1 protein-coding gene (running past one end of the window) is annotated in these 18,006 nt (G+C 69.0%); it reads left to right on the top strand.

Annotated elements, in window-relative coordinates; translation table 11 throughout:
- Positions 1 to 18,006, top strand: partial view of a non-ribosomal peptide synthase/polyketide synthase gene (locus AC1D1G_RS13760; RefSeq protein WP_477952516.1) — the 3' portion only. It extends 15,720 nt beyond the left edge of the window; the window shows 18,006 of its 33,726 coding nt (coding positions 15,721-33,726); the start codon falls outside the window, past its left edge; it ends in the stop codon at positions 18,004 to 18,006.

Below are 18,006 nucleotides of genomic sequence, written 5' to 3'. Positions count from 1 at the left end.
ACCGATCTCGGCGTCGCCGTCGAGGAGCGGTTCGACGCGGGATCCGTCGCGAACGGCATGCGAGGCTGGTTCTCCTATGCCACCGATCTGTTCGACGAGTCGACGGTCCGCGGTTTCGCCGATCGCTTCGTTCGCGTGCTCGAGGCCGTCACGGCCGACGCGGACGCCGTCGTCGGTGACATCGACATCCTAACCGAGGACGAGAAGGCCGGTCTGGCCGTGCCGGACGAGGGGGCGCAGTCCCTGATGTCGCACTCGATCTCGGAGGAGTTGACGGCCACCAAGTCGCTGCCCGAACTCCTCGACGGCGCGGCGTCGATCAACCCGGACGGAATCGCGCTGTCGCACAACGGCACCGATGTCACGTACGCGCAGTTGCGGGACAAGTCCGCGGAACTCGCGCGCACGCTCGCCGGTGTGGGCGTGGGCCCGGAGGCCGCGGTGACGGTGGCCCTGTCCACCCTGCTGCCCGGACTGCTCGACGGCTCGTCGGGCGAAGGATTCGCGGACACGTTCGCCGGTGTCCTCGCCGGCGTGATCGCGGACGCCACCGCAGCCGGTACCGCGGCAGGCACGGACGAAAGCCGCACCCTCGTCGACCTGTTCGACGAGCAGGTGGCGCGGACGCCGGACGCGGTGGCCCTGGTGTCCGGCGACGAGACGCTGACCTATGCCGAGTTCGACGATCGCGTCAATCGACTCGCGCGAAGCCTGATCGAGATGGGTGTCGTGCCGGAGGTGAGGGTCGCTCTCGCGATTCGGCGATCGATCGACTCGATGGTCGCGATGTACGCCATCGTGAAGGCGGGTGGCGCCTATGTTCCGCTCGACCCCGACCATCCGGCCGACCGCACGTCCTACGTTCTGGACAGCGCCTCGCCGCTCTGTGTCCTGACGGTTGCGCGAGATGCTCTCACCCTGCCCGACGGATACCGCGTGGTGGAGATCGACCAGCTTCCTGTCGACGCTTCGGCCGCGCCGGTGCGCGACGAGGAGCGCCGGGGGGCCCTTCGGCCGTCGAACCCTGCCTACGTCATCTACACGTCCGGTTCGACGGGACGGCCGAAGGGCGTCGCGGTCAGCCACGCGGCGGTCCTGAACCAGATCTCGTGGATCGTCGACGAGTACGGGCTCGGCGCACACGATGTCGTGCTGCAGAAGACTCCGGCGACATTCGATGTGTCGATCTGGGAGTTGTTCGCGACGCTCGTCTCGGGTGCTCGTCTGGTGATTGCGTCACCCGACGGTCACGGTGATCCCGAGTATCTCGCGGCGTTGATTGCGCGTGAGGGCGTCACCGCAACGTCGTTCGTGCCGTCGATGCTGTCGGTGTTCGTCGGCGAAGCCGATCGACACGACCTGCTCAGCCTTCGAGTGGTGCTCGTCGCGGGCGAGGCATTTCCGCCGGCGACCGCCGAGGCGTTCCGCGGATTGTCGGATGCCGAATTGCACAACCTCTACGGTCCGACGGAATTCACCGTGCACGCGACCGCCGGGCACGTCGACCCGGACGTTCGCGGCACCGTGCCCATCGGAAGTGCGGTGTGGAACACCGATCTCCACGTCTTGGATTCGCGTCTTCGTCCGGTGCCGGTCGGGGTCCCCGGCGAGCTGTATCTCGCGGGCACCCAGTTGGCGCGCGGCTACGTCGGACGTAGCGATCTGACCTCCGACCGGTTCGTCGCCAACCCGTTCGGCGGCGCCGGGCAGAGAATGTACCGAACGGGCGACGTCGTTCGACGTCGCGCCGACGGGAACCTCGAGTACCTCGGACGCAGCGACTTCCAGGTCAAGTTGCGTGGCCTGCGGATCGAGCTCGGCGAGGTCGAGGCTGCGTTGTTGTCGCATCCGTCGTTGGCGCAGGCCGCGGTCACGATCCATCGAAGCGACGCGACCGGCGAAAATCTCGTGGGTTACGTGGTTCCGCGGTCCGGCGCCCAGATCGACACGAAGTCGGTGCAGGACGCAGCGGCGCAGCTCCTGCCCGCGTACATGGTGCCCGCCCGCATCGTCGTCCTGGACAGCTTCCCTCTCGGTGCCAGCGGGAAGCTGGATCGAAAGGCATTGCCCGAGCCCGAGTTCACCACCGTCGCGGTGGAGTACGTACCCCCTCGTACGCCGGTCGAGACGATCGTGGCGAGGGTCTTCGAAGAGGTGCTCGGCGCCGATCGAGTCGGGTCCACCGACTCGTTCTTCGACCTCGGTGGCAACTCCATCAGCGCGACGAGGCTCACGGCCCGGCTCAGGGTCGCGCTCGGTGCGCACCTGTCGGTACGGGAGTGTTTCGAAAATCCGACGGTCGCGGAACTCGCGGAGCTGCTCGAGGCGACCGCGAGTACCGGCGAACAGCGTCCCGCGCTCGTCGCCCGTCCGCGGCCCGACCGCATCCCGCTGTCGCTGGCTCAGCAGCGGATGTGGTTCGTCAACCAGTTCGATCCGTCCTCCCCGGCGTACAACCTGCCGCTGGCGGTGCGGTTGACCGGCTCGATCGACCCGGCGGCGCTGAATGCGGCGTGGGCGGACGTCGTCGAGCGGCACGAGTCGCTGCGGACGGTCTTCCCGGTCGGCGACGAGGACGCGCACCAGCTCGTGCTGCCCGCAGCCGACGTGGTGTCCGATCTGACCCCGACCCCGGTCGCCGACGAGCAGGACCTGTACGCGCGGTTGCGTGAACTCGGCGCCACCGGATTCGACGTCACCGAGACGGTGCCGGTGCGGGTCGCCTGCTTCGAGGTGAACCCCACCGACCACATCCTGATGATGGTCGTGCACCACATCTCGGCCGACGGTGCGTCGCTGGCGCCCCTCTTCACCGACATCATGACCGCCTACGCGGCGCGTTCCGCCGGCAGCGCTCCCGGGTGGGAACCGCTGCCCGTCCAGTACGCCGATTACGCGTTGTGGCAGCGTGAGTCGCTCGGTGACGAGTCCGACCCCGAATCGCTGGTCTCCCGCCAGCTCGGCTACTGGCAGCAGGCGCTCGGCGGGCTCCCCGAGGTGCTCGAGTTGCCGACCGACCGGCCCCGGCCGCCGGTGCAGTCGCTGCGCGGCGCGTCGGCACGGTTCACGATCGACGCGCAGACCCACCGTGGGCTGCTCGCGATCGCCCAGGAAACGAACTCGACCCTCTTCATGGTCGTGCACGCCGCGCTCGCGGTCCTGCTCGAGCGGCTGTCTTCGCAGACGGACGTCGCGATCGGCACGCCGGTCGCCGGCCGCGGCGAGCAGGAACTGGACAGGCTCGTGGGCATGTTCGTCAACACCCTCGTGCTCCGCGCGTCGGTGCGTCCCGACGACACCTTCGCCGACCTGCTGGCACAGGTGCGCGCCACCGATCTGAATGCGTTCAGCCACAGCGACGTTCCGTTCGAGCGTCTCGTCGAGGTACTCGACGTCCCACGGTCGACGGCGCACCAGCCGCTGTTCCAGGTGGCGTTGTCGTTCGACAACAACGAATCGGTTCGGATGGAGTTCCCGGGTCTCGAGATCTCGGCGCTCGACGCCCCACTCGAGGTCGCCAAATTCGACCTCCAGCTCAGCGTCGGCGAGCGCTACGTCGACGGGGCCGCCGCGGGTATCGCCGCGACGTTCAACTACTCGACCGACATCTTCGACGAGCAGACCGTTCTGAGCTTCGCGGACCGGTTCGGCCGGATCCTCCATGCCGTGTCGGCCGACCGTGACGTGGTCCTCGGCGACATCGAGATCCTCGACGCCGCGGAGAAGGCCGCGATCGCCCCGGTCCGCGGACCGCAGTCGATCGAGCCGCGCACACTGCCCGAACTGCTGCGTTCGGGTGTCGAGATCGCCCCGGAGTCGGTCGCGGTGACCTTCGAGGGACGCGAGGTCACGTACGAGCAACTCGACGAGCGGTCGAATCAGCTGGCGCGCGTCCTGATCGATCGGGGCGTGGGGCCGGAGACCTATGTCGCCCTGGCGATCACGCGTTCCGTCGAATCCATCCTCGGGATCTGGTCGATCGCCAAGGCCGGCGGCGCATACCTGCCCGTCGACCCGAAGCTGCCGTTCGAGCGGATCGGCGAGATGCTGTCCGATTCGGAGGCGGTCCTCGGACTGACGGTCGCCCGCCATCACGACGACCTTCCCGGCACGGTGCCGTGGATCGTCCTCGATGAGACCGCGGCTGCCGAGGAGATCGGTGCCCGCAGTGCGGACGCGGTGGAGGACGCGGATCTGCGCCGCGCGCTGACGGTCGACCACCCGGCGTATCTCATCTACACCTCGGGTTCGACGGGTAAGCCGAAGGGCGTCGTGGTCACCCACCGCGGTCTGGCGAACCTCACCCGCGAGGTGCGCGAGCACTACGTCGTGTCACCGGACTCCCGTTTCCTGCACGTGGCGTCACCGAGCTTCGACACGTCGGTCGGGGAGATGCTCGCCGCGTTCAGCGCGGGCGCCACCCTGGTGATCTCGCCCGCGGACGTCTACGGCGGCGACGAACTCGCCGACCTGATCCGCCGCGAACGGGTCAACAACGTGGTCATGACACCGACGGCGCTGATGACCGTCGACCCCGACGGCCTCGACTCCGTCACGTCCGTCGTGGTCGGCGGCGACACCTGCACACCGGAACTCGTGGCGCGGTGGGCTCCCGGCCGCGAGATGCGCAACGCGTACGGACCCACCGAGACCACGGTCATCGTCACCATCACCGAACCGATGGTGGCGGGCGAGCGCGTGACGATCGGTTCGCCGCTGCGTGGCGTCGAATCGCTCATCCTCGACTCGCGGTTGCGTCCGGTGCCGGAGGGCGTTCCCGGCGAGCTCTACATCTGCGGCCCGTCGGTGACCCGCGGCTACCACAACCGTCCGTCGGTCACGGCGGAGCGGTTCGTCGCCAACCCGTTCGGTGAACCCGGCGCGCGCATGTACCGCACCGGCGACGTCGTGCGCTGGGCGGACGGACACCGGGTGGAGTACGTCGGCCGGTCCGACTTCCAGGTGAAGGTCCGCGGGTTCCGCGTCGAACTCGGGGAGATCGACGCCGCACTCGCCGCGCAGTCGAACGTCGAGTTCGCGGTGACCGTGGGTCGCGAGAACCCGGCCGGGCTGACGACCCTCGTGTCGTACGTCCTGCCCGCCGACGGCGCGACGGTCGATCCGGAATCGCTGAAGTCGGTTGTCGGCGAGACGCTTCCGCCGTACATGGTGCCGTCCGTCGTGATCCTCCTCGACGAGATCCCGCTGACAGGCATCGGCAAGCTGGATCGCGCGCGGCTGCCCGAGCCGGAGTTCGTCACCGCGGGCGCGGAGTTCCGTGCCCCGACGACGCCGGCGGAAGAGACGATCGCAGGCATCTTCGCCGACGTGCTCGGACTCGAGCAGGTCAGCGTGGACGACAGCTTCTTCGACCTCGGCGGAAACTCGCTGAGCGCCACCCGTGTCGTGTCGCGCGCCGGACAGGTCTTCGGTCGTCGCATCGGAGTGCGGGAACTGTTTGAGGCGCCGACGGTCGCGGGCCTCGCCGCCCGCATCGGCACCCCCGACGAGAACGTCCGACCGCGGCCCGTCCTCGCGCCGCGGGAGAGATCTGCCTTCGTCCCGTTGTCGCTGGCACAGTCCCGGATGTGGTTCATCAACCGCTTCGACCCGGACTCGCCCGCCTACAACATTCCGCTCGCGGTCCGATTGACCGGTGCGCTGGACGTGGACGCGCTGCAGTCCGCGGTGCTCGACGTGCTCGACCGGCACGAGTCGCTGCGCACGATCTACCCGGACTCGCCGGAGGGCCCGCATCAGGTGATCCTCTCCGCCGACCAGGTCCGGCTGGACCTGACGCCCGCCGCAGTGTCGGACGACGAACTGCGCGAGCAGTTGGTGGAGATGGTCACCGCCGGATTCGACGTCACCGCCGACGTTCCGCCGATCCGGACGCGACTGTTCGAGGTCGGCCCGCAGGACTACGTGCTGGCACTCGTCGTGCACCACGTGTCCACCGACGGCGAATCCACGGCGCCGTTCGTGCGCGACGTCATGGTGGCGTACGCGTCGCGGGCGGCAGGCCGGGAACCCGGCTTCGCGCCGCTCCCGGTGCAGTACGCGGATTACGCGATCTGGCAGCGTGAACTCCTCGGCAGTGAGGACGACCCCGACAGCCTGATCGCCGCCCAGCTGGCCTTCTGGAAGAAGACGCTGGCCGGCGTGCCCGACCTCCTCGAGCTGCCGGTGGACCGGCCGCGACCGCCCGTGCAGTCCCTGCGCGGGTCGCGGATCGACTTCACCATCGACGCCGAGGTGCACCGCGGTCTGGCAGCGCTGGCCCGCAGGCACAACGCCAGCGTGTTCATGGCCGTGCACGCCGCGTTCGCGGTGCTGCTCAGCCGGTTGTCCGGCGCCGAGGACATCTCGGTGGGCACCCCGATCGCAGGCCGCGGCGAGCGCGACCTCGACGACGTCGTCGGCATGTTCGTCAACACCCTCGCACTACGGGTGCAGGTCGACGGGCAGCAGACGTTCGACGAGATCCTCGATCGTGCCCGGGAGGCCGACCTCGAGGCGTTCTCGCACGCCGACGTCCCGTTCGAGCGCCTGGTCGAGGTCCTGAACCCGGCACGCTCGATGGCCCACCATCCGATCTTCCAGGTGGGCTACTCGTTCCAGAACACGACGAAGGCCGAGCTGGAACTGCCCGACCTCACCGTCACACCGCTCGAGGTCGAGGGCGACACCGCCCAGTTCGACCTCCATCTGATCCTGGGCGACAGCCCCGAGGGTGAGCAGATGTCGGGCGTGTTCACGTTCGCCACCGACCTGTTCGACGCCGCCACCGTCAAGCGTTTCGCGGACATGTTCCGCCGCGTCCTGGCCGCCGCGGTGGATTCGCCGCGGACCGCGGTCGGCGACCTGCCGCTCGCAAGCAGCGACGAGCGCGCGCTCGTGGTGTCCGGATGGAACGACACCGAGCGGGCCCTGCCGGAGACGACGCTCGCGGACATGTTCGCGTCCGCCGCCGCGGAGAACCCGGACGTCACCGCTCTCGTGTTCGAGGGCGAGTCGCTGACGTACGCCGACTTCTCGGCGAGGGTCAACCGGTTGGCCCGGCATCTCGTCGGCCGCGGGGTCGGCCCGGAAACCGTGGTCGGCCTGGCGATTCCGCGTTCGGTGGAACTGCTGGTCGGCATGTACGCGATCGCCGCGGCCGGCGGTGCGTACCTGCCGATCGACCCGGACCATCCGGCCGAGCGCACCGCGTACTTGCTCGAGAGTGCGCAACCCGTCTGCGTCCTGGCGACCCGCGCCGTCGTCGGGGGACTGCCGGGCGAGGTCGACTACCTCCTTCTCGACGAACTGGATCTGGGCGGAATCGACCCGTCCCCGCTCATCGACTCGGAGCGGATCGCGCCGCTGCGGCCGGAGAACGCCGTGTACGTGATCTACACGTCCGGCTCGACCGGCCGCCCGAAGGGTGTGGCGATCGCGCACCGAGCGATCGCCAACCAGTTGCGGTGGAAGCAGTCGGAATACCCGCTCAACGCAGAAGACTCGGTGCTGCTCAAGACGGCGGCGACGTTCGACCTGTCGGTGTGGGAGTTCTGGTGGGCGCTGACCGCGGGCGCACGTCTGGTCGTCGCCACACCGGACGGCCACCGCGACCCGTCGTACCTGGCCGCACTCGTTGCGGAGCAGCAGGTCTCGACCGTCCACTTCGTGCCTTCGCTGCTGTCGGCGTTCGTCGCGGTGGCAGAACCGGCCCAGCTGGTGTCGTTGACACGTGTGCTCTGCATCGGTGAGGCACTGCCTGCCGACACGATGCTCCGCTTCCGCGACGTCTCCGACGCGGAGATCTTCAACCTGTACGGCCCCACCGAGGCCGCCGTCAGCGTCACCCACTACCGGTGCGGCGACGAGCGCGACGGTTCGGTGCCGATCGGCAGGCCCGAATGGAACACGCAGACGTACGTTCTCGATTCGCGTCTGCACCCCGTTCCCGCCGGCGTCACGGGTGAGCTCTATCTCGCGGGCGAGCAATTGGCGCGCGGCTACTTCGGCCGCCACGACCTCACTGCGGAACGGTTCGTCGCCAATCCGTTCGGCGCCGCCGGACAGCGCATGTACCGCACCGGTGACCTGGTGCGATGGAACCGCGACGGCAACCTCGACTACGTCGGCCGGAGCGACTTCCAGGTCAAGGTCCGCGGTTTCCGGATCGAACTCGGCGAGATCGAGCGGGCGCTCGTGGCGCACCCGTCGGTGGCGCAGGCCGTCGTCGTGGTCCACCACGACCGTCACACCGGGGACCGGCTCGTCGGCTACGTGGTGCCGGAGCAGGGCGTCTCCGTCGACGACGCGGACGTTCTCACGTTCGCCGGCCGGTCGGTGCCGGGATACATGGTGCCGTCCGCGCTGATCGCCCTCGATGCGCTGCCGCTGAACATCAACGGCAAGCTCGATCGCAAGGCGCTCCCCGAACCCGAGTTCGGTGGCGCCGTGAACCATTACAAGGCTCCGCGTACGCCCGTCGAGGAGATCGTCGCGGGAGTCTTCGCGGACGTGCTCGGTCACGAGCGGGTCAGCGTGGACACGAGCTTCTTCGACCTCGGCGGCAACTCGCTGGTCGCGACACGCGTGGTCGCCCGCGTCAACGCCGCGCTCGACACGTCGATCGGTGTGCGCGAACTGTTCGAGGCTCCGACGGTGATCGCGCTGTCGGCTCGCGCCGAGCAGTCCGATTCGGCGGGCGCGAGCCGCCCGGCCCTGGTGCCGCAACCGCGTCCGGCCCGGATTCCGCTGTCCCCGGCGCAGTCCCGCATGTGGTTCATCAACCAGTTCGACCCGGCGTCGGCGGCTTACAACATTCCGCTGGCGATCAGGCTGACCGGCCACCTCGACGTCTCGGCGCTCGAGCAGGCACTCGGCGACGTCGTCGAACGGCACGAGACGCTGCGCACGACGTATCCCGACACCGGAGACGGTCCGGGCCAGGTCGTGTTGTCGCGGACCCGGAGTTTCACCTCGCTGGACGTGGAGAATGTCGCCGACGAGAACACCCTGCGTGAGCGCGTGATCTCCCTCGTCACCGCCGGTTTCGACGTCGCGAAGGCCGTCCCGGTCCGCGCGCGTCTCCTGCGGATCGACGCCGAGCAGCATGTGCTGGTCATCGTCGTCCACCACATCTCGTCGGACGGTGCCTCGACGGCACCGCTGGCGCGCGACGTGGTGATCGCCTACAGCGCCCGCGCCGCCGGGTCCGAACCTGCCTGGGCGCCGCTCGACGTCCAGTACGCGGACTTCTCGCTCTGGCAGCACGAGTTGCTCGGCGACGAGAACGCGTCGGATTCACTGGCCACCAAGCAGATCGACTACTGGCGGACCACGCTCAGCGGTCTGCCGGACGTGCTGCCGTTGCCGACGGACCGGCCGCGGCCGCCCGCGCAGTCGATGCGCGGCGCGAACTTCGACTTCGAGATCGACGCGGAACTGCGCGACCGGCTCGGGGCGCTGGCGCGCGAGCACAACGCGTCGCTGTTCATGGTCGCGCACGCGGCCCTGTCGGTGCTGCTCGCTCGGTTGAGCGCCACGGACGACATCGCGGTGGGTACGGCGATCGAGGGTCGCGGCGAGGCCGCGCTCGACGACCTCGTGGGCATGTTCGTCAACACGCTGGTGTTGCGCGCGCAGGTCGACGTCGACGCGACGTTCGCCGATCTCCTCGCGCAGGTGCGTCAGCACGACCTCGGTGCGTTCACGCACACCGACGTGCCGTTCGAGCGGCTGGTCGAGATCCTCCAGCCGGAACGCTCCACGGCGTTCTCGCCGCTCTTCCAGGTGGCACTCGCTTTCCAGAACATCGAGCAGGCGCACCTGGAGCTGCCCGGTCTGACGGTCGAGGGACTCGACGGTGGGATCAGCGCCGCGAAGTTCGATCTGCAGCTCACGCTCGCGGACGCAGCCGGCGCGGACGGGGCCGCGCCGATGCGGGGCGTCTTCACCTACGCGACGGATCTGTTCGACGAACGCACGATCGCGTCGTTCGCGTTCCGTTTCCAGCGCATCCTCGAGGCGATTACTGCCGACGCCTCCGTGCTGATCGGGGACATCGACGTCCTGAGCGAGAACGAGCACGCGGTGCTGGCACCCGTGCGCGGCGCCGACAGCGCCGTACCCGAGCTCCTGTCGAGCATCCTGGCCACCGCCGCAGCGGTCGATCCCGATGCCGTCGCCGTCGTGTGCGGCGACGAACAGGTCACCTACCGTGATCTGGACCAGCGCTCGAACCGTCTCGCCCGCGTCCTGATCGGCAGGGGCATCGGGGCCGACGACTTCGTCGCACTGGCGCTGACGCGTTCCGTCGAATCGATCCTCTCCATCTGGGCGGTCGCGAAGACCGGCGCCGCATTCGTGCCCGTCGATCCGAGCTACCCGTTCGACCGGATCCTGCACATGGTCACGGACTCCCGCGTGGAGGTCGGTCTCACCACCGGCGCCCACGTCGGCGAGCTGCCCGACACCGTGCGCTGGCTGGTGCTCGGTGAGGACGAGATGGACGGCGACTGCGCGTCCGTGTCGTGCGAGGCCGTCACCGACGCCGACCGCATCCGTCCTACCCGGGTCGACGACGCGGCGTACGTCATCTACACGTCGGGGTCGACGGGTCTGCCCAAGGGCGTCGTCGTCACCCACACCGGGCTGGCGAACGTCACGACCGAGCAGGTCGAGCGACTCCGCCTCACTCCGCAGTCGCGGGTGCTGCACTTCGCCTCGCCGAGCTTCGACGCGTCCGTGTTCGAACTGCTGCACGCCGTGGCCGCCGCGTCGACGATGGTCATCGCGTCCGGCGTCGTCTACGGCGGCGACGAACTCGCCCGGTTGCTGAAGAAGCAGAAGGTCACGCACGCGTTCATCACGCCCGCGGCTCTGACCACGGTCGACCCGGCCGGGTTGGACGGTATCGAGGTGCTGTCGGTTGCCGGCGAGGCCTGCCCGCCGGAACTCATGCAGAAGTGGGCGCCGGGCCGGCGCATGTTCAACCTGTACGGCCCGTCCGAGGCGACGATCTGGAGCACGTCGAGCAACCCGATGAAGGCGGATCTGCCCGTCACCATCGGTGGTCCCACCCGGGGCGTCGACGTGGTCGTGCTCGACTCCCGGCTCACGCCCGTCCCGGTGGGGGTCGCGGGTGAGCTGTACGTGGCGGGTCCGAGCGTGGCACGCGGCTATCACAACCGGTTCGCCCTGACGGCGGAGCGTTTCGTCGCCAACCCGTTCGGAGGTCCCGGTGAGCGGCTCTACCGCACCGGCGACGTCGTCCGCTGGGTGCACGACGGGGAGACCGGCGACCTCGTCCTCGACTACGTCGGCAGGTCCGACTTCCAGGTGAAGGTCCGTGGGTTCCGCATCGAACTCGGTGAGATCGACGCCGAACTCGGCAGCCACCCGAGCGTGGACTTCGCCGTCACGCTGGGCCATCACCGCGAGCAGACCGGTCAGACCGTGCTGGTGTCGTACGTGATGCCCGCTGCCGGCGCGTCGATCGACGTCGCGGAACTGTCGGCGTTCGTGTCCGAGACCCTGCCCGGGTACATGGTGCCGTCGTCGATCATGGCGATCGACTCGGTGCCGCTGACGCCCGCCGGAAAGCTCGACCGCAAGGCGCTTCCCGAGCCGCAGTTCGTGTCGGCTGCCAGTGAGTACTGCGCGCCGTCGACGCCGATGGAGAAGGCCATCGCCGACGTCTTCGCGCAGGTGCTCGGTGTGGACCGCGTCAGCGTCGACGACTCGTTCTTCGCCCTCGGCGGCGACAGCATCGTGTCCATTCAGCTGACGACCCGCGCGAAGAACGCGGGGGTGCTGTTCACGGCTCGGGACGTCTTCGAGCGCAAGACCGTCTCGGCGCTGGCCGACGTGGCCGCGTGGGCCACCGACGTCGAGTCGGTGAAGCTCGAGGAGCTGCCGGGCGGCGGCGTCGGATCGATTCCGCTCACGCCCATCGCGCACTGGTTGGTGGAGACGGCAGGGACCTTCGAGAAGTTCTCGCAGGCGGTTCTGCTGACCACCCCGCCCGCGGTCACGCGGGATCAGCTGGTGGCCACGGTGGATGCTGTCCTGGAACGCCACGACATTCTCCGATCCCGGCTCACCCGGACCGGGGACGACTGGGCGTTCGAGGCTCTCCCCGCCGAAGAGGCGTTCGGTGCAGACGACCTGATCGAGCAGATCGAGTTCACCGACAAGCCGGGAACGGACGGATTCGAGAGACTGGCACGCGCGGCTCTCGACCGTGCGGCGGAGCGGCTGGATCCGGCGTCGGGCCGGATGACGCAGTTCGTGTGGTTCGCTCCCGCGGCGTCGTTGCCGGGGCAGAGCGGCCGCCTGCTGGTGCTCGCGCATCACCTCGTCGTCGACGGTGTGTCCTGGCGAGTGCTGTTGCCGGACTTCGCGACCGCGGGTTCGCAGATCACGGCGGGACAGCCGGCGCAGCTCGAACCGGTCGGCTCCTCGGTCCGTGCGTGGGCGCACGGCCTGGTCGAGGAGGCGAAGTCGCCGCACCGCGTGGCGGAACTCGACTTCTGGCGCGGGATGCTCGCGGGCACGGATCCGCTGATCGGAAAGCGTGCATTCGATCCCGCACGCGACGTGATCGCCCGGACCGACCGCCTGAGCATGACGTTCTCGACGCAGGTGACGCAGGCGCTGCTCACCACGATCCCGCAGTCCGTGAACGGCGGTGTCAACGACGGCCTCCTCGCGGCTCTCGCTCTCGCGGTCGCGCGCTGGCGTGGACTCCGCAACGGGACCGAGGATCGCTCGGTGCTGATCAACCTCGAGGGACACGGCAGGGAAGAGGCGACCGTGCCCGGTGCCGACCTCTCCCGCACGGTGGGCTGGTTCACGAGCCTGTACCCGGTGCGGCTGGACGTCTCCCGGGCCGATCTCGACGACGCGTTCGACGGCGGGACGTCGACAGGCGCGGCACTGAAGGCGGTCAAGGAACAGTTGCTTGCCGTGCCCGACAAGGGCATCGGCTACGGCCTGCTTCGCTACCTGAACGAGGAGACCGCTGCGGCGCTGGCATCGTTGCCGACTCCGCAGATCGGGTTCAACTACCTCGGTCGCGCGGGCTCGGTGGATCTGCCCGCCGAGATCCGGGATCTCGGCTGGATCCCCGACAGCGATTCGGGTGAGTTCGGCGGTGCCATGGACGACGACATGGTGGCGCCCGCGGTGCTCAGCATCAACGCGGTGACGTCGGAGAYGGCGTCCGGTCCCCAGATCGAAGCCAAGATCTCGTTCGCCACCGAGATTCTCGACGAGGCGGACGTGTGGGAGCTCGCCGAACTGTGGCACGCCGCGGCGACCGCGCTGGCCGAGCACGCCTCCGGGCCGAACGGCGGCGGTCTGACACCATCCGACGTTCCGCTGGTGTCCGTGACGCAGGACGACCTCGAGGCGCTCGAGCGGCGCTACCCCGACGCCACCGACGTGTGGCCGCTCGCCCCGCTGCAGTCCGGAATGTTCTTCCATTCCGTTCTCGCCGAGGACGCGTTCGACGTCTACACCGCTCAGGTGGTGCTGGACTTCCAGGGCATCGTCGACACCGGCCGGCTCCGCGGCGCGGCGGAGGCGTTGATCGCACGTCACGCGAACCTGCGCACGGCGTTCGTCCCCGACGATTCGGGGACCGCGGTCCAGGTGGTCGTCGACCGCGTCGCACTGCCCTGGGAAGAGCTCGACCTCTCCGGTCTGTCCGGGACCGAACGCGAGGAGCAGATGAGTTCCGTTCTGAGCGAACATCGTTCGGCACGGTTCGACATGAGTCGTCCGCCCCTGATGCGGTTCCTGCTGATCCGCACGGGTGAGAACAGCTACCGGTTCTCCATCAGCAACCACCACATCCTGCTCGACGGATGGTCGATGCCGTTGCTGATGAAGGACCTGCTGGTGCTGTACGCGACCCGCGGAGACGGTTCGGTGCTGCCGCGTGTGCGCAGCTACCGCGACTTCCTCGGCTGGCTGTCCGAACGCGACACCGACGCATCGCGCAGCGCGTGGGCGCACGCACTGGCGGGACTGGACGGTCCGACCGTGCTGGCCCCGGCGCCGAGCAGCGAGGACCGACCCGAGCCGGCCGAGTTCGCGCTGCACCTCGGTGAGGTGGTCAGCGAGAACCTGGCGCGCATCGCCCGGGACCGCGGCCTGACGATGAACACGATCGTCCAGGCGGCATGGGGTCTGCTGCTGGCCCGCATGACGGCCTCGGACGACGTCGTCTTCGGCGCCACCGTCTCGGGTCGCCCGCCGGAGGTCGCCGGCATCGAGTCGATGGTGGGCCTGTTCATCAACACCATCCCGATTCGCGTGCGCATCGATCCCCGTGAGTCGCTCCTCGGACTGCTCGAGCGACTGCAGGCGGAACAGTCGACGCTGTTCGACCACCATCACATCGGTCTTCCCGAGATCCAGCAGATCGCCGGAATCGGTGGGCTGTTCGACACGTTGACGGTGTTCGAGTCGTACCCGGTGGACCGCGCAGGTCTCACCGAGGACAGCGACATCGACGGGCTCCGGGTCGCCGGAGTGCAGATCAGCGACGCCTCGCACTACCCGCTGAGCCTGCTGGCCCAGTCGGACAGCGAGGTGCAACTGGTCCTGAAGTACCTCCCGGACGTGTTCGGCGCCGACACCGTCGAGCGGCTCGGGTCCCGGCTGAACCGGATCCTGCAGACCATCGCGGCAGGCAGTTCCACGCTGGTGGGCGATCTCGATCTGCTGACCGGCGACGAACGCGAACTCGTCCTGTCCGGGTGGAACGACTCGGGGCACGACGTCACCGACGAATCCGTGGTGTCGATGTTCGGCGCCCAGGTCGCCCGCACACCGAATCGAACGGCGGTGGTGGCGGACCATGTGCGCCTCACCTACGCGGAGTTCGACGCGCGGGTGAATCGTCTGGCGCGGCACCTGATGTCGATCGGGGTGGGGCCGGACTCGGTGGTGGGCATCGCGATGCGACGCTCGCTCGACATGGTGATCAGCCTCTACGCCGTCCACGCGGCGGGCGGCGCGTACGTGCCGATCGACCCGGAGCACCCGGCGGACCGCACCTCGTACGTGGTGGACAGTGCCATGCCGACGTGTGTGCTGAGCCTGGCCGACGACATCGCGAATCTCGACGTGGACGTGCCGGTGTACCTGGTCGAGGACTTCGACCTGTCCGAGTACGCGGACGGCCCGGTCGACGATTCCGAGCGGCTCGCCGAGTTGCGCCCGGACAACCTGGCCTACGCGCTGTACACGTCGGGTTCGACGGGACGTCCGAAGGGCGTGGCGATTCCGCATTCGGCGCTGGCCAACCAGCTGGCGTGGATGCGGGACGTCTACGGCATCGGCGCGCAGGACGTGGTGCTGCAGAAGACACCGTTCACGTTCGACGCCTCTGTGTGGGAGCTGTTCCTGCCGTTGGTGGTCGGTGGCACTCTCGTGATCGCGTCGCCGGACGGTCACCGCGACCCCGACTACATGGCAGCGACCGTGGGCACGGAAGCGGTGACGGTGATCCAGTTCGTCCCGTCGGTGCTGAGCATGTTCCTCGATGCCGCGACGGCCGACCGGTGCGGTTCGCTGCGCCTGGTCTTCGCGGGCGGTGAGCCGCTGCCGCAGTCGGCGGCCGAGCGGGTCGCCGGTCTCGGTTCCGCGAAATTGGTGAACCTGTACGGCCCGACCGAGGTGACCATCAACTCGACGGCCCACGTGGTGGAGCCGTCGGGAACGACGACGATCGCACCGATCGGTTCGCCGGCCTGGAACACGCGGGCCTACGTGCTCGACGCTCATCTGAACCCGGCGCCGATCGGTGTTCCCGCTGAGCTGTACCTCGACGGCGCGCAACTCGCTCGCGGATACGTCAACAGTTCCGCGTTGAGCGCGGAACGGTTCGTCGCGAACCCGTTCGGCGATTCGGGTGCGCGAATGTACCGCACCGGCGACCTCGTCCGGTGGAACGAGAACGGCGTCCTCGAGTTCGTGGGCCGCACCGACTTCCAGGTGAAGGTGCGCGGGCTGCGTATCGAGCTCGGCGAGGTCGAGGAGGCGTTCGTCCGGTATCGCGACGTGGCGCAGGCCGCCGTGATCGTCCACAACAGCGAGGTGGGTGCGCGGCTCGTCGCCTACGTCGTGCCGAAGCCGGACGCGGTTCTCGACCCGGCGGCACTGAACGGGTTCGTCGCGGAATCGCTGCCCGAGTACATGATTCCGGATTCCGTGATGATTCTCGCCGAACTTCCGCTGGGAACCAGCGGCAAGCTCGACCGGCGCGCGCTGCCGGTGCCGGACTTCGCGTCGGCGGCCGACTTCCGGGCGCCGCGCACCGACACCGAGCGTGCACTCGCGACCGTGTTCGGCGAATTGCTCGGCCGGGAGGGCGTCGGAATCGACGATTCCTTCTTCGAGCTCGGCGGCGACAGCATCGTGTCCATCCAGCTGGTGGCGCGGGCACGTTCGGCCGGTATCCACTTCACCGCGCGAGATGTGTTCGAGCGGCGCACCGTTGCCGAGCTGGCCGCGGTGGCCGATTCGGGCGAGTCCGCGGCGGCCGCACTGCAGGAGTACGAGGGTGGTGGCGTCGGAACTGTGCCGCTCACCCCGGTCGCCCGCAAGATGGTGGAGCGCGGCGGCGACTTCGACCGGTTCGTCATGCCCTTGATGCTGACGTTGCCCGCCGGGATCGAACGCGAGCAGGTGACCGCGACGATCGCCGCCGTGGTCGACAAGCACGACGTGCTGCGATCGACTCTGGTCACGTCCGGTGTAGAGGACGCGCTCGAGATCGCACCCGCGGGCAGCGTCGATATCGACGCCACCGTGCAGCGGGTGGAAATCGCGGCCGGCGACGAGCCCGGTTCGCCGGAGTTCGACGCGGTGGCGAGTGCGGCCTTCGACGCGGCGCTGGATCGCCTCGATCCGCGCACCGGGTCGATGCTCCAGTTCGTCTGGCTCGACCCCGCCGAGTCGGATCGGCGCGGACGGCTCCTCGTGGTGCCGCACCACCTCGTCATCGACTCCGTGTCGTGGCGGATCCTGGTGCCGGACTTCGCGACCGCGGGCGCGCAGATCGCCGCCGGCACGTCGCCGTCACTCGAGCCGGTCGGAACGTCGCTGCGGCGCTGGACCGACGGTCTGCTCGAGGCGGCGGTCAAGCCGGAGCGGGTGGCCGAACTCGAGGTGTGGGAACACATGCTGACCGGCCCGGATCCGCTGCTCGGATCGCGTGAGCTGGACCTGGGAACCGATCTGGTCAGCACGCTGGAACGAACCCGGGTGGATGTTCCGGCACCGGTCACCGAGGCATTGCTGGGTGGCACGCCGGGTGCGCTCGATGGTGAGATCGGCGACGTCCTCGCGGCAGCGCTCGCGTTGGCGGTGGCCGCATGGCGGCGCGACCGCGGAGTCGAGGCTTCGTCGACGGTCGTCACCCTCGAGGGCCACGGACGTGAAGAGTCCACGGTGCCGGGCGCGGATCTGTCGCGGACGGTCGGCTGGTTCACCACGATGTACCCGGCACGTCTCGACCTCGCCGGGGTCGACATCGCCGATGCCCTCCAGGGTGGCGCGAGCGCGGCGGACGCCGTACACGCGGTGCGGGATCAGCTGAGCGCGATCCCGGACCGGGGAATCGGGTACGGGCTGCTCCGGTACCTGAACCCCGACACGTCGGCGGTCATGAGGAACTGGTCGGAACCGCAGATCGTGTTCAACTACATCGGACGCGTCAGCGCGGCCGAGGTTCCCGAGGCGGTACGCGGACTCGACTGGCTGCCCGATTTCGAATCGCCCGTCACGGGTGGATTCGAGAAGAGCGCGATGCCCGCCCAGGCCGTTCTCGACATCCAGTCGGTGATCTCGGAAACCGCAGAGGGCCTGCAGTTGTCGGCGTTCATGTCCTTCCCGCCCGGCGTCCTCTCGACGCCGGAGGTGGACCGTTTCGGGGAGTTCTGGGTGGCCGCGCTCGCCGCGCTCGTGGCTCAGGCCGAGGAGCGATCCGGGCGCTGA

Source organism: Rhodococcus sp. P3_B8, from assembly GCF_056402775.1.
The sequence above is the reverse complement of the archived record's forward strand: the minus strand, read 5'-3'. Positions and strand labels throughout refer to the sequence as shown.